General features: G+C 69.7%; 17 protein-coding genes. 10 read left to right on the top strand and 7 right to left on the bottom strand.

The window, feature by feature from the left end; translation table 11 throughout:
* The first annotated feature begins 75 nt into the window (after positions 1-75).
* The 3 genes from rplK (at position 76) to ACO0E1_RS11055 (ending at position 1,973) form a co-directional block, all read left to right on the top strand.
* A complete protein-coding gene (rplK, locus tag ACO0E1_RS11065; protein WP_281265127.1) occupies positions 76-507 on the top strand; it encodes a 50S ribosomal protein L11 in 432 nt (143 codons plus the stop codon).
* Positions 508-594: 87 nt separating this feature from the next.
* Complete coding sequence (gene rplA / locus ACO0E1_RS11060; RefSeq protein ID WP_281265126.1) at positions 595-1,284, top strand: 50S ribosomal protein L1; 690 nt, start codon at positions 595-597, stop codon at positions 1,282-1,284.
* Positions 1,285-1,358: 74 nt separating this feature from the next.
* A complete protein-coding gene (locus tag ACO0E1_RS11055; RefSeq protein ID WP_422874231.1) occupies positions 1,359-1,973 on the top strand; it encodes a Pr6Pr family membrane protein in 615 nt (204 codons plus the stop codon).
* Positions 1,974-1,980: 7 nt separating this feature from the next.
* Here ACO0E1_RS11055 and ACO0E1_RS11050 read toward each other — a convergent pair whose 3' ends face one another.
* Positions 1,981-2,649, bottom strand: a complete 669-nt coding sequence (locus ACO0E1_RS11050; protein WP_422874230.1) for a YqaJ viral recombinase family protein — start codon at positions 2,647-2,649, stop codon at positions 1,981-1,983.
* A 66-nt stretch (positions 2,650-2,715) separates the two neighbouring features.
* Positions 2,716-3,927, bottom strand: a complete 1,212-nt coding sequence (locus ACO0E1_RS11045; RefSeq protein WP_422874229.1) for an ROK family protein — start codon at positions 3,925-3,927, stop codon at positions 2,716-2,718.
* A gap of 141 nt (positions 3,928-4,068) precedes the next feature.
* Between ACO0E1_RS11045 and ACO0E1_RS11040 the strand changes: the two genes are divergently transcribed.
* The 6 genes from ACO0E1_RS11040 (at position 4,069) to ACO0E1_RS11015 (ending at position 10,420) form a co-directional block, all read left to right on the top strand.
* Positions 4,069-4,815, top strand: coding sequence for a sugar phosphate isomerase/epimerase family protein (locus ACO0E1_RS11040; protein ID WP_422874228.1), 747 nt, complete (start codon positions 4,069-4,071; stop codon positions 4,813-4,815).
* Positions 4,812-5,957, top strand: coding sequence for a Gfo/Idh/MocA family protein (locus tag ACO0E1_RS11035; RefSeq protein ID WP_422874227.1), 1,146 nt, complete (start codon positions 4,812-4,814; stop codon positions 5,955-5,957). The genes ACO0E1_RS11040 and ACO0E1_RS11035 overlap by 4 nt, the downstream gene beginning before the upstream one ends.
* Before the next feature lie 136 nt (positions 5,958-6,093).
* On the top strand, positions 6,094-7,395 hold the full coding sequence (locus tag ACO0E1_RS11030; RefSeq protein WP_422874226.1) for an ABC transporter substrate-binding protein: 1,302 nt from the start codon (positions 6,094-6,096) through the stop codon (positions 7,393-7,395).
* Positions 7,396-7,516: 121 nt separating this feature from the next.
* Positions 7,517-8,512, top strand: a complete 996-nt coding sequence (locus ACO0E1_RS11025; RefSeq protein WP_422874225.1) for a carbohydrate ABC transporter permease — start codon at positions 7,517-7,519, stop codon at positions 8,510-8,512.
* Positions 8,505-9,344 (top strand): carbohydrate ABC transporter permease, encoded by an 840-nt coding sequence (locus ACO0E1_RS11020; RefSeq protein ID WP_422874224.1) that lies wholly within the window; start codon positions 8,505-8,507, stop codon positions 9,342-9,344. Before ACO0E1_RS11025 ends, ACO0E1_RS11020 begins: the two co-directional genes overlap by 8 nt.
* Positions 9,345-9,475: 131 nt before the next feature.
* Positions 9,476-10,420, top strand: a complete 945-nt coding sequence (locus ACO0E1_RS11015) for a TolB family protein (RefSeq protein ID WP_422874223.1) — start codon at positions 9,476-9,478, stop codon at positions 10,418-10,420.
* Positions 10,421-10,517: 97 nt separating this feature from the next.
* Here ACO0E1_RS11015 and ACO0E1_RS11010 read toward each other — a convergent pair whose 3' ends face one another.
* The 5 genes from ACO0E1_RS11010 to ACO0E1_RS10990 all read right to left on the bottom strand — a co-directional run bounded on the left by ACO0E1_RS11010 (position 10,518) and on the right by ACO0E1_RS10990 (position 16,018).
* Positions 10,518-11,192: an ABC transporter ATP-binding protein gene (locus ACO0E1_RS11010; protein WP_422874399.1), complete on the bottom strand. Its 675-nt coding sequence runs from the start codon at positions 11,190-11,192 to the stop codon at positions 10,518-10,520.
* A 134-nt stretch (positions 11,193-11,326) separates the two neighbouring features.
* Positions 11,327-12,859, bottom strand: coding sequence for an ABC transporter permease (locus ACO0E1_RS11005; RefSeq protein WP_422874222.1), 1,533 nt, complete (start codon positions 12,857-12,859; stop codon positions 11,327-11,329).
* 107 nt (positions 12,860-12,966) lie between these two features.
* The gene (locus tag ACO0E1_RS11000) at positions 12,967-13,665 is read right to left on the bottom strand and encodes a glycosyltransferase family 2 protein (protein ID WP_422874221.1); all 699 of its coding nucleotides are present in this window, start codon (positions 13,663-13,665) and stop codon (positions 12,967-12,969) included.
* A complete protein-coding gene (locus ACO0E1_RS10995) occupies positions 13,662-15,014 on the bottom strand; it encodes a PIG-L family deacetylase (protein ID WP_422874220.1) in 1,353 nt (450 codons plus the stop codon). Before ACO0E1_RS10995 ends, ACO0E1_RS11000 begins: the two co-directional genes overlap by 4 nt.
* Positions 15,008-16,018, bottom strand: a complete 1,011-nt coding sequence (locus ACO0E1_RS10990; RefSeq protein WP_422874219.1) for an acyl-CoA dehydrogenase — start codon at positions 16,016-16,018, stop codon at positions 15,008-15,010. The genes ACO0E1_RS10995 and ACO0E1_RS10990 overlap by 7 nt, the downstream gene beginning before the upstream one ends.
* Before the next feature lie 105 nt (positions 16,019-16,123).
* Between ACO0E1_RS10990 and ACO0E1_RS10985 the strand changes: the two genes are divergently transcribed.
* Complete coding sequence (locus tag ACO0E1_RS10985; protein WP_422874218.1) at positions 16,124-16,864, top strand: response regulator transcription factor; 741 nt, start codon at positions 16,124-16,126, stop codon at positions 16,862-16,864.

The following is a 16,864-nucleotide window of genomic DNA, read 5'->3' as shown; positions in this document are numbered from 1 at the left end:
CCGCGAGCCGGAACCGCCGGCCACGCGGGAGAGTGCACGGATCCCCGTGCGTTCGATTCCAGGAGGAAGCACAACATGGCACCGAAGAAGAAGGTCACGGGCCTGATCAAGCTGCAGATCAACGCGGGGGCCGCCAACCCGGCCCCGCCGATCGGTCCGGCGCTCGGTCAGCACGGCGTGAACATCATGGAGTTCTGCAAGGCGTACAACGCCGCGACCGAGTCGCAGCGTGGCAACGTCGTGCCGGTCGAGATCACCGTCTACGAGGACCGTTCGTTCACGTTCATCCTCAAGACCCCGCCGGCCGCCGAGCTCATCAAGAAGGCTGCGGGTGTGCAGAAGGGGTCCGCGACCCCGCACACGGTCAAGGTCGCGAAGATCTCGATGGACCAGGTCCGTCAGATCGCCGAGACCAAGCAGGCCGACCTGAACGCCAACGACATCGACCAGGCCGCGAAGATCATCGCCGGCACTGCTCGTTCGATGGGCATCACGGTCGAGGCGTAGCCCGACCCGCTTCAGGTACACACCCCAAACCTTTCCGTGGGAGAGCCTCGCCGGCTCGCCAACCACGTATCTCGCAAGGAGACCACCATGGCGAAGAAGTCCAAGGCCTACCAGGCCGCGGCCGCGAAGATCGAGGCCGACAAGTTCTACACCCCGACCGAGGCCGTCGCACTGGCCAAGGAGACCGGCTCTGCGAAGACCGACTCCACGGTCGAGGTCGCGCTGAAGCTCGGCGTCGACCCCCGCAAGGCGGACCAGATGGTCCGTGGCACCGTCATCCTGCCGCACGGCACCGGCAAGACCTCCCGCGTCATCGTCTTCGCGACGGGTGCCGCTGCTGAGGCCGCCATCGCCGCAGGCGCCGACGAGGTCGGTGGCGACGAGCTCATCGCGAAGGTCGCCGAGGGCTACACCGCCTTCGACTCGGCCGTCTCGACCCCGGAGCTCATGGGCAAGGTCGGTCGTCTCGGCAAGGTGCTCGGCCCGCGTGGCCTCATGCCCAACCCGAAGACCGGCACCGTGACCCCGAACGTCGCGCAGGCCGTCAACGACATCAAGGGCGGCAAGATCGAGTTCCGCGTCGACAAGCACGCCAACGTGCACTTCGTCGTCGGCAAGGCCTCGTTCACCGCCGAGCAGCTCGACGAGAACATCTCGACCGCGCTCGAGGAGATCAACCGCCTCAAGCCGAGCGCCTCGAAGGGTCGCTACGTCATGAAGGGCGCCGTCTCGACGACCTTCGGCCCGGGCATCCCGCTCGACGTCAACAGCATCTGAGTCCATTGACTCGACGAAGGCCCCGCACCGGATCGGTGCGGGGCCTTCTGCGTGCCAGCCGCTAGCGTGGTCGGGTGCGCACGTTCGTGAACTCCCTGCGGCTCATCGCCGTGATCGCGGTCGCCGCCGCGGTCGTCGCCCAGTTGCTCAGGAGCCTGCAGAGCCCCACGTTCCTGTTCTGGAACTTCTTCGGCTACTTCACGATCCAGTCGAACCTGATCATCGCGGTCGCACTGGCGGTCACGCTGGTCACCGCCGCCCGGAGACAGCGCGGCGACGTCCGGCTCTCGGTGTTCCGTGGGGCCGCGACGGTGTACATCGCGACCACCGGCATCGTCTACAACACGTTGCTCGTCAACGCGGCGCTCGACAACTCGTTCACGGTGCCGTGGTCGAACGACGTCCTGCACAAGATCATCCCCGTGTACGCGGTCCTCGACTGGCTGTTCTTCTCGGACCGCGCGCGGCTCGTCATGCGCCACGTGTGGTGGTTCCTGCTGTACCCGGCGGTGTGGCTCGTGGTGATCCTGATCCGCGGGGCGACGGACGGTTGGGTGCCGTACCCGTTCCTCGACCCGGCACAGGGCTACGGCGTCGTGGCGCTGTACTGCCTCGGCGTGGCGGTGTTCATCGCGCTGATGGGCGTCCTGGTCGTCGGGATGAGCCGGCTCCGACTGGTGAGGGTCTAGCGGGCGTTCAGCGCGAGGAACGCAGGCGGTCGAGCACCATGTCCGCCAACTGCACGAGCTCGCGGATCTGGTCGTCGTCGCGGTCGATCCACCGGCACTCGGGCTCGTCCGCGATCGGCACGAACCCGTCGTGCTCCTCCCACACGAACAACGTGCGCTCGGCACCGAGCACGTACTGCTGCCACCAGACCTGCCGGAGGTAGTGGCGCGGGACACGCTTCCAGCCCGACGAGGTGGTCTTGATCTCGGCGAGCAGGAGTCGGCCGTCCCGGTCCTGTCCGACGCCGTCCGGGGTGGCGAGGTGGGCACGGTTCGCGCTCGCATGGAACAGGTGCGCGGAGGGCTGAATGCCGTGCGTGGCGGCGACCCACGCGGCGATCACGGGCTCCCGTTCCTTGCCGTGCTCGGTGTAGGCGTTGCCGGAGAACCGGGAGCCGTACCGCTTGTCCGCGATGACGGCCTCGACCGCGCGGAGCGAGGCGAGTCGCGCGACGTCCGTCGCGGTGATGCCCGCGGCGCGGGCGCGGAGCCACGCGACGCGGTCCGAGGAGTGCGCGACGATCCGCTCGGTGTGGCCCCGGAGGCTCGTGAACGCGTCGTGCGCGCCGGTGACGGGCGCGCCGGGGCCGGGTTCGGCCTCCAGGCTGTCCCACAGGGTGGGCTGCACGATCGTCACCCGACGATTCTCTCCCCGAGCACCGACGGACGGAAACCGGCGCACCGCGCCGACCGGAACGCGCGGTCAGGAGACCAGCTCGCGCCCCTCCGCGTACGCGACCAACTCGTCGACGCCGGCGGGGGAGAGGGCGTAGCCGATGGCGAGCGCTGCTGCTCCCTTGAGCGCCGCGATGCCCCCGGCGCGGGAGGGCGCGATGACGAGGTGTTCGGTGGCGAGCGGCATCGAGCGGGAGTACACGACCTCCCGCACGCCGGCGAGGAGGTGCTCACCCGCCTGCGTGATCGACCCGCCGAGCACGATGACCGACGGGTTCATCAGGGAGACGCACGTCGCGAGGACCTCACCGATGTCCCGGCCCGCCTGCCGGACCGCCCCGATGGCGTCGAGGTCCGATCGGGTCACGAGGTCGATCACGTCGGCGCTGGTGTGCACGTCGTGGCCCTTCGCCCGGAGCGACCGGGCGATCGCGGGGCCGGAGGCGACGGCCTCGAGACACCCCGTGTTCCCGCAGTGGCACGGCATGTCGCCCGCACGGGACACGCGCACGTGCCCGATGTCACCGGCGGTGCCCTGTGCGCCCCGTTGCAGTCGTCCCTCGGACACGATGCCCGAGCCGATGCCGGTGGCGACCTTGACGAACAGCAGGTGGTCGACGTTCGGCCACCCGTGCTCCCGCTCGCCGAGCGCCGCGATGTTCACGTCGTTGTCGAGCAAGACGTGCGCGGAGACGTGCTGCCGGAGCCAGCCGGGGACGTCGAAGCCGTCCCAGCCGGGCATGATCGGGGGGTTCGCCGGACGCCCGGTGGAGAACTCGACGGGCCCGGGGACGCCGATGCCGATGGCGATGACGTCGTCGCGGGAACGGCCGACCTCGGACAGGAGCTCGTCGATCGCCTGGACGAGCCAGGTCAGCGTCGGGACGGGTCCTGCGGCGATGTCGATGCGGGCCTCGCGGGTGGCGAGGGGCGCGGCGACGAGGTCGGTGACCGCGACACGGCCGTGCGACGCCCCGAGGTCCGCGGCGATCACGAGGCGTGAGGTGGAGCGGAGCGCGATCTGCGCCGGCGGGCGGCCGCCGGTGGACGCCGCGGTCTCCACGGGCCCGATGAGCCCGATGTCCGCGAGCGCGTCCAGGCGCACGCCGATGGTGGAGCGTGCTGCTCCCGTCAGTGCGGCGAGCTCTGCCCGGGTCCGCGGCACACCGTCGCGGAGGATCTGGAAGAGCTCGCTCGTCCCGACCGGAGGCGACGCTGCCGTCCGTGTCAAGTCGACCATGGGGGGAGTGAACCACACATCGAACAGGGCACGCAACGAAGTCCGCCGAAGATTTGCGGACTTCTGCTTGACCGCCGACAGAAGTGCTCGTAGTGTGACGCTCGGTCAGTGACGACCACCGTCTCGATGAGGAGAACACTGGTGACACAACCGCTTTCGGTCCAGCTCTACACGGTCCGCGACGCACTCGGAGCCGATCTTCCCGGCACCCTGCAGCGCATCGCCGGCATCGGCTTCACGAAGGTCGAGCTCTTCGGCTACGTGGACCGCGCCGACGAGTACGCGGCCGCGCTCAAGGAGGCAGGACTCGAGGCCCCCAGCGGCCACGCACGTCTGCTGGACGCGGGCGAGCAGGACCTCGAGCGCATCTTCCACGCCACGGCGACGATCGGCACCGAGACGCTGATCGACCCGCACATCGACGAGGCCCGCTGGACCACCCGCGAGGACGTCGAGGCCATCGCCCGCGAACTCAGCGCCCTCGCACCGCGCGCAGCGGACCACGGCCTGACCCTCGGGTACCACAACCACGCGTTCGAGTTCTCAAACCGCATCGACGGCGTCAGCGCCTACGAGGTCTTCGCCGGAGCCCTCTCCGAGGACGTCGTGCTCGAGCTCGACACCTACTGGGCGAAGGTCGGCGGTGACGACCCGGTGGCCGTCATCGAGAAGCTCGGCGACAAGGTGCAGTTCCTGCACGTCAAGGACGGCGACGGATCGCACGACGACAAGCAGCAGGTCGCGGTCGGCAACGGCATCATGCCCATCCGTGAGATCGTCGCGGCTGCACCGAACGCCCTGCACGTCATCGAGCTCGACGACCACGACGGCGACGTCTTCCAGGCCGTCGCCGACTCGTACACGTTCCTGCAGGGAGTGGACGCATGACCGACACCGCAACGGGTGCCGAGGCCCAGACCACCACGAAGACCGGCCCGGTCGGCGTCGGCGTCATCGGCGCCGGGGTCATCTCGGACCAGTACCTCTCGAACCTCACCGTCTTCCCCGACGTGAAGGTCCACTTCATCGCCGACATCGACCTGCCCCGCGCGGCTGCGCAGGCGGAGAAGTGGGGCGTCGCGGGCTCCGGCACCGTCGAGGAGCTCCTGGCGAACGACGACATCGAGATCGTCGTCAACCTGACCATCCCTGCCGCCCACGTCGAGGTCGCACTGCAGGTCCTCGCCGCCGGCAAGCACGTGTGGGGCGAGAAGCCCTACGCGCTCGACCGCTCGAGTGCCGCACAGCTGCGCGACGCCGCGGTGGCTGCCGGCAAGACGGTCAGCGTCGCGCCGGACACGTTCCTCGGCGCCGGCCTGCAGACCGCGCTCCGCACCATCCGCGACGGCCGGATCGGGACCCCGCTGAACGGCCTGACGCTCTTCCAGAGCCCCGGCCCGGAGTCGTGGCACCCGAGCCCCGAGTTCCTCTTCGCCTACGGCGCCGGTCCGCTGTTCGACATCGGCCCGTACTACATCACCACCCTCGTACAGGCGTTCGGCCCGGTCGCGAAGGTGACGGCGACGTCGTCGAAGTCCCGCGCGACGCGCACGATCGGCTCCGGTCCGAAGGCCGGCACCGAGTTCCCGGTCGAGGTGCCGACGAACCACTCGGCGCTCATCGAGTTCGAGAACGGCGGGAGCGCGCAGAGCGTGTTCTCGTTCGAGTCGGACCGCGGCCGCACCGGTTTCGTCGAGATCGCGGGGGAGACCGGGACCGTCGTGTTCCCGGACCCGAACAACTTCGACGGCGACACCGAGCTGTACGCGCTCGGTTCCGAGGAGCCGGAGACCATCCCGGCCGTCGGCTCCACCTACTCGCGCGGCACCGGCGTGGTCGACCTGGCCCGCTCCCTCCGCGCAGGCGAGGAGAACCGGGTCCCCGGCGCCCTCGCGTTCCACGTCCTCGACGTGATGGTCTCCATCGCCGAGAGTGCCGAACGTGGTGCGGCAGTGCTCGTCGAGAGCACCGTCGCACCCTCCCCGACCCTCCCCGAGGGTTGGGACCCCGCGGAGCAGACCCTGGCCTGACGGCCGGGGTCCGCCCCGCACCACGTCGTCGGACGACGCAGCCCGCCGACACCACACAGCAGCACCCGAAACCGCTCCACCCGGAGCACCTCGCAGATCCCACTGCACCATCTCAACGACGAGAAAGTAGAGAGTCATGCGCACTGCCATCCGCGCACTGGCCATCACCGCGGCCGCGGCACTCACCGTGACCGGCCTCGCAGCCTGCTCCTCCGGAGGCTCCGGTTCGTCCGGCGACTCCAAGACGCTCACCTACTGGGCGTCGAACCAGGGCACGTCCCTGCAGAACGACAAGGAGGTGCTGACCCCCGTCCTCAAGAAGTTCACCAAGGAGACCGGGATCAAGGTCAACCTCCAGGTCATCGGCTGGAACGACCTGCAGACGAAGATCCAGACCGCCGTCACCTCCGGTCAGGGCCCCGACGTGGTCAACATCGGCAACACCTGGGCGACGTCGCTCCAGGCGACCGGTGCGTTCCAGGAGTTCGGCGACTCGGAGATGAAGGCGATCGGCGGCGCCGACAAGTTCGGCAAGGTCGCGCTCTCCACCGGTGGTGCCCCCGGCAAGACCGTCACGAGCGTCCCGCTCTACGGCCTCGCCTACGGCCTGTACTACAACAAGCAGATGTTCAAGGACGCCGGCATCGAAGCCCCCACCACGTGGGAGGACCTGACCGCCGACGCCAAGAAGCTCACCACCGACGGCAAGTACGGCTTCACCATCGCGGGTGGTTCGTACACCGAGAACGCGCACTTCGCGTTCATCAACTCGGCGCAGAACGGCGGCGAGTGGTTCGACAAGAGCGGCAAGCCGACCTTCACGTCGAGCGCCAACGTCGACGGCATCAAGCGCTACCTCGACCTGATGCAGAGCGACAAGGTGGTCAACACCTCGAACGCGCAGTACGACAACGGCACCCAGGCGGTCTCGGACTTCGCGAACAAGAAGGCCGCGATGATGCTGACGCAGAACAACGCGAACGCGACGATCACGTCGAACGGCATGTCCGCCGACGACTTCGGCGTGGTCCCCTTCCCGGCTCCCAAGGGCGGTAAGGACATCGCGAGCTTCCCGGCCGGCATCAACCTGTCGATCTTCAAGAACACGAAGAACAAGGACGGCGCGCTGAAGTTCGTCAAGTACATGACGAGCGCTGACACGCAGTCCACGCTCGACAAGCCGTACTCGGCCCTGCCGGTGCTCGCCTCCGCTGCCGACTCGGTCACCGACGAGCAGACGAAGACGTTCCTCGACATCTACAACAACAAGGCGAAGCCGCTCCCGCTGGTGCCCGCCGAGGACCAGTTCGAGTCCACGGTCGGCAAGGCGATGAACGACATGTTCGCCAAGATCGCGACCGGCGGCACGGTGTCCGACAGCGACATCAAGTCCGCGCTGCAGACCGCCCAGGACCAGGTGTCCCAGGCGAACGGCTGATCCAGCCTGGAGGCTCGGGGCGCGTCCGCAAGGCCGCCCCGGGCCTCCACCCCTCACCGCCACCGGCCGCTGCCACGGCCGGCGCAGCACCCGAACCCTCCTCAGCCGAAAGGCCCTGCCCATGTCCACGACGGTCCTGCCCGACTCCGAGGCCCTCGACCTGACGCGCACGAAGGCCCCGACCCTCTCGGGTCCTCCACCGAAGCGCAAGCAGCACCTCCGCTGGCTGCCGTACGCGCTCGTCGGTCCCGCGATCCTCTTCGAGCTGTTGATCCACATCATCCCGATGCTCACCGGCATCTGGATCTCGTTCATCCAGCTCACCAAGTACTTCATCGCGAACTGGGGCGCCGCGCCGTGGGCCGGTTTCCGCAACTACTCGGTGGCGGTCGACTTCAACCAGGCGATCGGCAAGGGGCTGCTCAACTCGTTCCTCATCACCTGCGCGTTCACGGTCATCGTCGTCGGCCTGTCGTGGGGCTTCGGGATGATGGCGGCCGTCGCGCTGCAGAAGCCGTTCAAGGGTCGCGGGCTCTTCCGCACGCTGTTCCTCGTGCCGTACGCGCTGCCGATGTATGCCGGCGTGATCACGTGGAAGTTCATGTTCCAGCGTGACTCGGGTGCGATCAACCACATCCTGGTCGACCAGCTGCACCTGGTCAGCGGGAGCGGGCCGTTCTGGCTCATCGGCAACAATGCTTTCGTGGCCGTGGTCGTCGTGGCGATCTGGAAGACGTGGCCGTTCGCGTTCCTCATGCTGATGGCCGGCCTGCAGTCCGTGCCCGCTGACGTGTACGAAGCGGCGTCGGTCGACGGTGCGAAGCCGTTCCGGCAGTGGCGCTCGATCACGCTGCCGATGGTCCGCCCGGTGAACGTGACCCTGGTGCTCGTGATGTTCCTCTGGACGTTCAACGACTTCAACACGCCGTACGTGCTCTTCGGCTCGACGGCGCAGCCTCCGGCGGCCGACCTGCTCAGCTTCCACATCTACAACGCCTCGTTCATCACCTGGAACTTCGGTTCGGGTGCCGCGATGAGCGTCCTGCTCCTCCTCTTCCTGCTCGTCGTCACCGGCATCTACCTCGCCGTGACCAACCGGAGGTCCGTCCGTGCGTGAAACAGTGGGCGCAAAGTCCTTCAAGATCATCGTCCTGGCACTCCTGACCGTCTTCACGGTCGTGCCGCTCTACGTGATGATCACCACGGCCATCAAGCCGCTCGGTGACGTGCAGAACGACTTCACGTGGATCCCGACCAACATCACCCTGCAGCCGTTCATCGACATGTGGTCGACGGTGCCGCTCGGGCAGTACTTCATCAACTCGCTCGTCGTCTGCACGGTCGCGACGGTGTTCTCGCTCATCATCGCCACCTTCGCCGCCTACGCGGTGTCGCGCTGGAACTTCAAGGGCAAGAGCGCCTTCACCACCACGGTGCTCTCGACCCAGATGTTCCCCGGCGTGCTGTTCCTGCTCCCGCTGTTCCTCATCTTCACGAACCTCGGGAACTCGCTCGGCATCCAGCTCGTCGGCAGCTGGACCGGCCTGATCATCACGTACCTGACGTTCACGCTCCCGTTCTCGATCTGGATGCTCGCCGGGTACTTCGAGACGATCCCGCGTGAACTCGACGAGGCCGCCATGGTCGACGGCTCCGGCCCGATGGGTGCGCTCTTCCGGATCATCCTGCCGTCGGCCCGCCCGGGTCTCGTCGCGGTCGGCATCTACTCGTTCATGACGGCATGGGGTGAGGTCCTCTTCGCCTCCGTCATGACGAACGGCAACGGGCAGACGCTCGCGGTCGGTCTGCAGCAGTACTCGACGCAGACCAACGTCTACTGGAACCAGATCATGGCGGCGAGCCTCGTCGTGAGCATCCCGGTCGTGATCGCGTTCCTCATCGTCCAGCGCCAGTTCGTCGCCGGCCTGACCGCCGGTGCGGTGAAGTAGGCGGACCAGCAGGTCCCTTCCGCGAAAGCGACAGATCCCGGGCAGGAGTTGCCCGGGATCTGTCGCTTTCGCGTGCAGCACAGGCCGGGACGAGTCCGGCCCCGGGCGGGGCAGACGGGCAGGATGGACGCATGACAGACGCACGCGGGCGGCAGCTGCTGCCCGGACAGACCAGCCGGGTGCACGTGTACGACGTCGACCGGCGCGAACCGAGACTCGTGTTCGAGAGCTCCACCGTCCTCGTCGAGGCACCGAACGTCCTCGACGACCGGACCCTGGTGTTGAACGGCAACGGGGACCTCTGGCTGCTGCGGCTCCCGGACGCCGACACCGTCCTCGACGAGAGCGCCCTCGAGCGGGTCCCGATGCCCGGTGTCCCCGAGATCAACAACGACCACGTCCTCGACCCCTCGGGGAAGTCCGTCGTGGTGAGCGGTCGCGACGGGGACCTCTACCGCATCCCGTTGCCGGCCGGGGGAGCCTCGGCGCCGCTCACCCACGCGGCCGACGCCCTGCCCGTCGTCCGGAAGTACTACCTGCACGGCATCGCACCCGATGGTGGGGCGCTCGCGGCGATCGTGGGGGAGCTCAGCGAGGACGACGTCTGGACGACCGACGTCGCGCTCGTCGACGTCGCGTCGGGGGAGCCGACCTTCCTGACCCGGGACGAACACCCGGACGACGGCGTCTCCTACGCGGGGGAGATGCTCGTCTGGAACTCGGAGCGCTTCAGCCCGGGCACCGCGCAGCTCGTCGCGCTCTGGCCCGGTGCGACCGAGCCCGTGCGGATCACGAACGACGACCGGGTGAACTGGTTCCCGCACGTGTCGCCGGACGGCGCGCACCTGCTGTACCTGTCGTACGAGCCCGGCGTGCAGGGCCACCCGGCCGACCACCGCGTCGAGCTCCGGCTCCTGCCCGGTGTGCTCGTGCGCGGTGCCCGCATGATGCCGGTGCCCGAGACCCTGGTGACGCTCGACGGCGGGCAGGGAACGGTCAACGTCCCGCCGTGGTCGCCGGACTCGCGGTGGTTCGTGTACTGCGACTACCCCGTCGACCACGCCGGCAACGCGTAGCCGGACGAACCGCGCACAACGGAGAGCACGCAGCGCCACGGTATCCCGTGGTGCTGCGTGCTCTCCGTTGTGCGGCGCGCTGTCAGCGCTCGGGCACCTACGCCTCGCGGACCTGCCCCTGCTTGATGTGCAGGCGGCGCTCGGCACGCTTGGCGACCCACGAGTCGTGCGTGACGATCACGACCGTCAGCCCGCGGTCCTTCCACTGCCGCTCGATGAGCCCCATGATCTCGTCGCGGGTGCCCTCGTCGAGCGCGCCCGTCGGCTCGTCCGCCAGCAGGACGCTCGGGTTCTTCACCAGGGCCCTGGCGATCGCCACGCGCTGCTGCTGCCCGCCCGAGAGCTCGGCCGGCAGGTGGTCGAGACGCTCGCCGAGGCCGACCTCCTGGAGCGCGGCCGTCGCACGCGACCGGATCTCCGATCGTGCCCGGTTCGCGAGCGACCCCGCGAACGCGGTCTCCACGTTCTCGAGTGCCGTCAGCGTCGGGATGAGGTTGAAGCTCTGGAACACGAACCCGATCTCCGTCGCACGGACGTCCGTCAGCGCGCCGTCTCCGAGCTTCGCCACGTCACGCTCGCCGAGGAGCACCGACCCGGCACTCGGTCGGTCGAGCGCACCGAGCATCTGCAGCAGCGTCGACTTGCCGCCGCCCGTCGGCCCCTGGATCGCGACGAGCTGCCCCTGCGGGATGGTCAGGTCGACGTTCGTCAGTGCGGTGACGGTGCGGTTCTTCTGCTTGTACGTCTTGCTCACGTTGGTGAGCCGGTACATCGGACTGGAGGCACGGGTCGCGTCCGCCGTGGGGGCTGCGGTCTCGGTGGTGGTCACGGTTGCTCCTGTCGTCGGTTCGGTCGTGTCGGTCGTGTCGGTCGTGTCGGTGCGGGTGGTGGCGGGGTCGTCGGTCATCACGCCACGCTCCGCAGGGCCTCTGCCGGACGGAGCCGGCTCGCACGCCAGCCACCGAGGGCGCCAGCGATGAGGCCGCCGAGGATCGCCAGCCCGATCGCGAGCAGGATCACCTCGACCGTCACGGGAGCGTGCAGGACGACGTCGGTCGTCGAGGCGGTGCTCGCTCCACCGCCGCCGAACCCGCCGGCAGGGGCTCCGCCGGTGGTACCGCTGCCCGCTGCCGCGGTCGCCGCGCCGCCGGGCATCCCGCCGCCTCCGCCTGCGCCGCGGGCGCTCGTCGAGGCGCTCGCCGAGATCGTCGGCGAGATGACGTTGACCACGAGGATCCCGATCAGGCCGGCCGCCGCACCGATGACGCCGCCGATGAGGCCCTGCACGAGGGACTCGCCGGCGACCTGCCGGGTGATGCGGCCGTTCGACCAGCCGATGGCCTTCAGGGTGCCGAACTCACGGGTGCGTCGGGTGACGCCGGAGATCGTGAAGAGGACGGCGATGAGGAACGCCGCCGCCAGCACCAGGATCGACAGCCAGGTGCCGAGGTTGGAGACCAGGCTCGACGCGGTGGCGAGCGAACCGGAGACGCTGGATGCCAGGTCGGACTCGGTCGAGACGGTCGCGCTCGTCAGCTGCTTCTGCAGTGCCGTCTTGATGGTGCTGACGTCGGAGGACGACTCGGCCGAGACGTAGATCGAGGTGACCTTGCCGTCGAGGTCGGCCAGGGACTGCGCGGTGTCGAGCGGGATGTACGTGTTCGACCCGGTGGTGCTCGCGGAGCCCGTGGACGAGACGATGCCGATGACGGTGAACGTCGTCCCGCCGATGTCGAGCGTGTCCCCGACGGCCTTCGACTCGCTCTTCGCGTAGCTCGCGTCGAGGACGACGACGTCCTTGCCGGCGTCCTTCGCCGCGAAGGTGCGACCCTTCGTGATCTCGGTGCTCGTCAGCGGGCCGACCGCGTCGCCGGACACCGGGATGCCGGTGACGCTGAACGAGTCGACGCTGAAGGAGCCGCCGCCGAAGCCGCCACCGCTGGTTCCACCGCTCGGCGGGCCCTGCTGCGTGCTGGTGCCGCTGTCACCGGAGCTGCTGTCGCTGGAGCCGCTGTCGCCCTGCTGCTGCACGGATCCGGAGAACGTGCTGTTCTGCAGGGTCAGGACACCGGTCGCGGCCTTCACGCCGTCGGTCGCCGTCACGGTCTTGAGGTTCGCCGTCGTGAGCGTGCTCGTGCCGGGGGAGACCGAGAGCCGCGACTGGGAGAGGTTCGTGCTCCCGCTGCCGGAGGAGTCCTGTCCGCCGAAGTCGAAGCTCGGTCGGCCGCCGCTCGACGACGGCGTCGCGGTCTTCGACACGGTGATGTCGGTGCCGACGCCGTAGACCGACTGCAGGACGCTCGACTGCGCGGTCTTCACGCCGCTCGAGATCGAGGAGACGATGACCACGAGCGCGATGGCGAGCGCCATGCCGATCGCGATGATGACGGTCTGTTTCTTGCGGTTCGTGAGCTCGCGCCTGAGGTAGGTCAGGAACATGGTTCTCCTCGGGGGTGTGACCGGGGGGCCGGTGCGGGAATGAGGAGAACGTACGGACGGGGGTTATGGCGGTGCCATCGCGTCCCTATGAGGTGTCTAAGGAGTGCTCACGATGCGTCGCCGTAGGTCTGGCGGAGGTGTTCGGCGTACCCGCCCGGCGTCCGACCGGCGAACCGTCCGCTCGTCACGACCGGCGCCTCGATCGTGGCGTCGACGCGGAGTCCGAGGGCACGGGCACGCTCGACGAGGCGGACGTCCTCGTGCTCGGGGACCGGGTCGAAGCCGCCGAGCGCGCGGTACGCGGCCGCGAGCACCCCGAGGTTGGCACCGTGGACGTGCCCGAGGGCGGCACCGGGCGGGTGTGCCGTGGTCCAGCGGGCGAGGACGACCGGGTCCAGGTCGTCCGGGTCCGGGACGACGGCACCGATGAGCACGTGCGCCCCGCGGGCGAGCGCGTCGGCCTGTTGGACGAGCCACGAGGCGTCGACCCGGGAGTCGGCGTCGGTGTGGGCGAGCCAGTGGGTGACGGCATCGGGGTCGCCGGCAGCTCGCACGGCGTGCGCGACGCCGAGGGACCGGGCTCGCCCGACACCGACGTGCGGCGTCTCGACGACCGCGACGCCGTACGACCGTGCGATCGCTGTGCTGTCGTCCGTGCACCCGTCCAGCACGACGGTCACACCGACCGAGACGTCCGGCCGTTCTGCTGCGAGCCGGCTCGTCGCGGTACGGAGCGCGTCGAGGCAGGCGGCGAGGCGGTCCTGCTCGTCGTGGGCGGGCACGACGACGTCGATGCGGCCGGTCACCGCACGAGTCCTTCGGCTCGTGCGACCGAGCGGACGTCGGCACCGGGCATCACCGTCAGCACGAAGTCGTCCTCGACGTGCCGGACGAGCGCGGGACGTGGCCATCGTGCGCGGAGTCGTTCGTCCACGAGGTCGCCGCTCGAGACCGCTTCGTCGTCCGGGTGTCGCCAGTGGCAGGCGACGAGGACGCCGTCGTCCGCGAGTGAGTCGAGCACGAGGTCGATCGTCCGGTCGAGGTCCGCCGCGGAGAGGTAGTAGCCGACCTCGGACATGACCACGAGATCCCAGGTCCCCACCGGCCACTCGTCCGGCAGTGCCGCCTGCAGGAACCGTGCACGTGGAGCCCGTGCTCGTGCGCGTTCCAGGGGTGCCGCGGCGATGTCGGTGCCGAGGACGTCGTCGGCCCGGTCGGTCAGCGCCGCGGTGAGCACCCCGGTCGCGCAGCCGATCTCGAGCGCGGACCGGAAGTGTTCGCGGGGCAACGCCGCCAGGGTCACGGCGCGCTTGCGTCGCTCGTACCAGGAGCCGTCGAAGTCCCAACCCTCCGGCTTCCGTTCGTAGTGGGCGTCGAAGGACTCGCGCGATCGCGACCGCGCCACTCCGAAGGACCACTCCGTCGGTGTCAGGTGGTGCGCTGCGTGCCGGTCGTCCACGATCGCCTCGTCGCCGGGCGCCGGCGAGAGCGGCTCCACCTGCGACCGGTACGCGGCGAGGGCACGGCGCTTCCGGTCGAGCACGGCGGCGGACAAGGCGAGCGCCCGGGCATCGCCCCACGGCGCCGCCGACGCGGTCGGGTCGTCCCAGTGCCACGTCCAGATCGGGTACGCGAGCAGGTCGACGTCGTGCCGGTGGCGCGCGGCGGCCTCGGCGATCTCCCCGGCGACCCGGTGGTCACGGTGCCCGTCCCCGCGCCACGGTGCGACGAGGAGCGTCCGTGCCGGTGCGGCGTCGAGCCGGGCGGCGAGTGCGTCGCGCAGCGTGTCGGGCTGCTCGCGGAGACCGACGTCCGGGACCCCGAGGAACTCCGACGTGACGGACGGGTGGAGGGTCCCGAGCGCGGTCCGGAACTCCGACGAACGGGTGTCGGCGAGCCCGGCGGCCGTCGTGGTGGGGGAGTCCGGGTGCGACCCCTCGCCGAGCGACACCAGGACGACGTGCACGGGGACACCGGCGTCCGCTGCGGTCGCGATGAGCCCGCCGGCACCGAGCGTCTCGTCGTCGGGATGCGGCGCGACGACCACGACGGACGCGTACGCGGCGACGTCGACCGGTCCGGCGGGGACGGTGGCGAGGAACGCCGACCAGGCTGCCGGATCGGTGCCGGGCTGCCGGTGGTCGAAGCTCACCATGCGACACCGCCACGCTCGACGACCATCCGGCCGATGCGCGCGAGGTCCCGGTCGCCGTGGTCCTGCAGGACGTAGAGTTCGAGGTCGGCCACGCGAGCGGCGATCGCCGGGTCGGACGTCAGCGGTCCGGGGCCGAGCGCCGCGACGACCCGCGTGCGCACGTCGTCCACGGCACGACGGACACGTGACCGGACGGTCTGCGCCACCAGGGCCCAGTCCGCATCCGCGTCCGTGTCGACGAGGGCCGCGGCGCCGGCGACGGCGTCCTCGGCGTCGGCGAGGTCCGCCACGACGGCGCCGAGCGCAACCCGCAGCAGTTCGGCGTCCCGGCGCGATGCCGCGTGTGACCGGAGCACCCGGGCGAGCCCGACGGCACCACCCCACCAGCAGGCCGCGACGCCGATCCCGCCCCACGCGAAGCCCGGACGGTCGAGGTACCACCCGGGACCACCGACCGCTTCGGACGGCACCCCGTCGAAGTCCACAGGCCCGCTCGGCACGTCGGGCATCCCGCGGGCAACCCAGGCCTCGTCGTGCGTGGTGATGCCCTCCTGGCGCAGATCGACGGCGAACAACTGCCGCTCGTCGCCGCGGTGTGCCGTGACCAGCGCGTGCGAGAGCACCGACGCGAGCGAGCACCACGGCTTCGTCCCCGTCAGGACACCGGCGTCGTCCACCTCGAGCCGCAGCCCCGGTGCCTCGGCGGCGAACACGCCCCATGCGGAACCCTCGGGGACGTCGACCCCGGCCTGCGCGAGGATCCCGAGCGCGTCGAGGTGCGGCTCGACCGTGCGGGCGAGCGCCACGTCCGCGGCCGCGACGGCGGCGAGCGTGGCGAACACCGGACCGGCCGTGCCCGCGGTCAGGGGTGCGGTGGTGGTGGCGACCCACCGCGCGAACGCGAGCCGGTCCGCCGGGGACGAGCCGAGCCTCCCGGCCGCCTCCTCGAGACGCGCGAAGTCGACGCCGGACGCGTCAGTCGGCCATGCCGTGGAACGGATCATGCCTCGACGCTACGGACGGCACCCGTGGAACCCTGCCGGATCATCCACAGACGGCACTTCGGCCCGTCTCAGACGGCTCATAGGAAACTCTCGATACTCGAAGACGTGACCATCTCCCAGCCCTCCGCAGCCCCGCGCCTCACCCGTGCCGACGGTTCGCCGTTGCGCATCCTCGTCGTCGACGACGAGGCCAGCCTCACCGACCTCCTGTCGATGGCCCTCCGCTACGAGGGGTGGGACGTCACGAGCGCGAACGGCGGCCAGGACGCCCTCGCCAAGGCGCGCGAGTTCAAGCCGGACGCGATGGTGCTCGACGTGATGATGCCGGACCTCGACGGCCTGCAGGTGCTGAGCCGGCTCCGCCAGAACAACGACGACACCCCCGTGCTGTTCCTCACCGCGAAGGACTCCGTCGAGGACCGGGTCACCGGCCTCACCGCGGGCGGCGACGACTACGTCACGAAGCCGTTCTCGCTGGAGGAAGTCGTCGCCAGGCTCCGCGGACTCATCCGCCGCTCGCAGATCTCCATCTCCGAGGCCGGTGACTCGCGGATCGTCGTCGGCGACCTGGTCCTCGACGAGGAGTCGTACGAGGTCTCGCGTGCCGGCCGGCCCATCGAGCTGACCGCCACCGAGTTCGAGCTCCTCCGCTTCCTCATGCGCAACCCGCGTCGTGTGCTCTCGAAGGCGCAGATCCTCGACCGAGTGTGGTCGTACGACTTCGGTGGCAAGTCCTCCGTCGTCGAGATCTACATCTCCTACCTGCGCAAGAAGATCGACGCCGGCGAGCAGCCGATGATCCACACGGTGCGTGGCGTGGGCTACGTCATCAAGCCCGTCTCCTGA

Source organism: Curtobacterium guangdongense, from assembly GCF_049341845.1.
GTDB classification, from domain to species: Bacteria; Actinomycetota; Actinomycetes; order Actinomycetales; family Microbacteriaceae; genus Curtobacterium; species Curtobacterium guangdongense.
This window is presented reverse-complemented; position numbering and strand designations above follow the sequence as displayed.

Excerpts from the sequence above, each read along its gene's own strand:
- rplK (WP_281265127.1), top strand. The coding sequence starts at position 76 with ATGGCACCGAAGAAGAAGGTCACGGGCCTGATCAAGCTGCAGATCAAC.
- rplA (WP_281265126.1), top strand. The coding sequence starts at position 595 with ATGGCGAAGAAGTCCAAGGCCTACCAGGCCGCGGCCGCGAAGATCGAG.
- ACO0E1_RS11045 (WP_422874229.1), bottom strand. The coding sequence starts at position 3,927 with ATGGTCGACTTGACACGGACGGCAGCGTCGCCTCCGGTCGGGACGAGC.
- ACO0E1_RS11035 (WP_422874227.1), top strand. The coding sequence starts at position 4,812 with ATGACCGACACCGCAACGGGTGCCGAGGCCCAGACCACCACGAAGACC.
- ACO0E1_RS11030 (WP_422874226.1), top strand. The coding sequence starts at position 6,094 with ATGCGCACTGCCATCCGCGCACTGGCCATCACCGCGGCCGCGGCACTC.
- ACO0E1_RS11025 (WP_422874225.1), top strand. The coding sequence starts at position 7,517 with ATGTCCACGACGGTCCTGCCCGACTCCGAGGCCCTCGACCTGACGCGC.
- ACO0E1_RS11015 (WP_422874223.1), top strand. The coding sequence starts at position 9,476 with ATGACAGACGCACGCGGGCGGCAGCTGCTGCCCGGACAGACCAGCCGG.
- ACO0E1_RS11010 (WP_422874399.1), bottom strand. The coding sequence starts at position 11,192 with ATGTACCGGCTCACCAACGTGAGCAAGACGTACAAGCAGAAGAACCGC.
- ACO0E1_RS11005 (WP_422874222.1), bottom strand. The coding sequence starts at position 12,859 with ATGTTCCTGACCTACCTCAGGCGCGAGCTCACGAACCGCAAGAAACAG.
- ACO0E1_RS10995 (WP_422874220.1), bottom strand. The coding sequence starts at position 15,014 with ATGGTGAGCTTCGACCACCGGCAGCCCGGCACCGATCCGGCAGCCTGG.
- ACO0E1_RS10990 (WP_422874219.1), bottom strand. The coding sequence starts at position 16,018 with ATGATCCGTTCCACGGCATGGCCGACTGACGCGTCCGGCGTCGACTTC.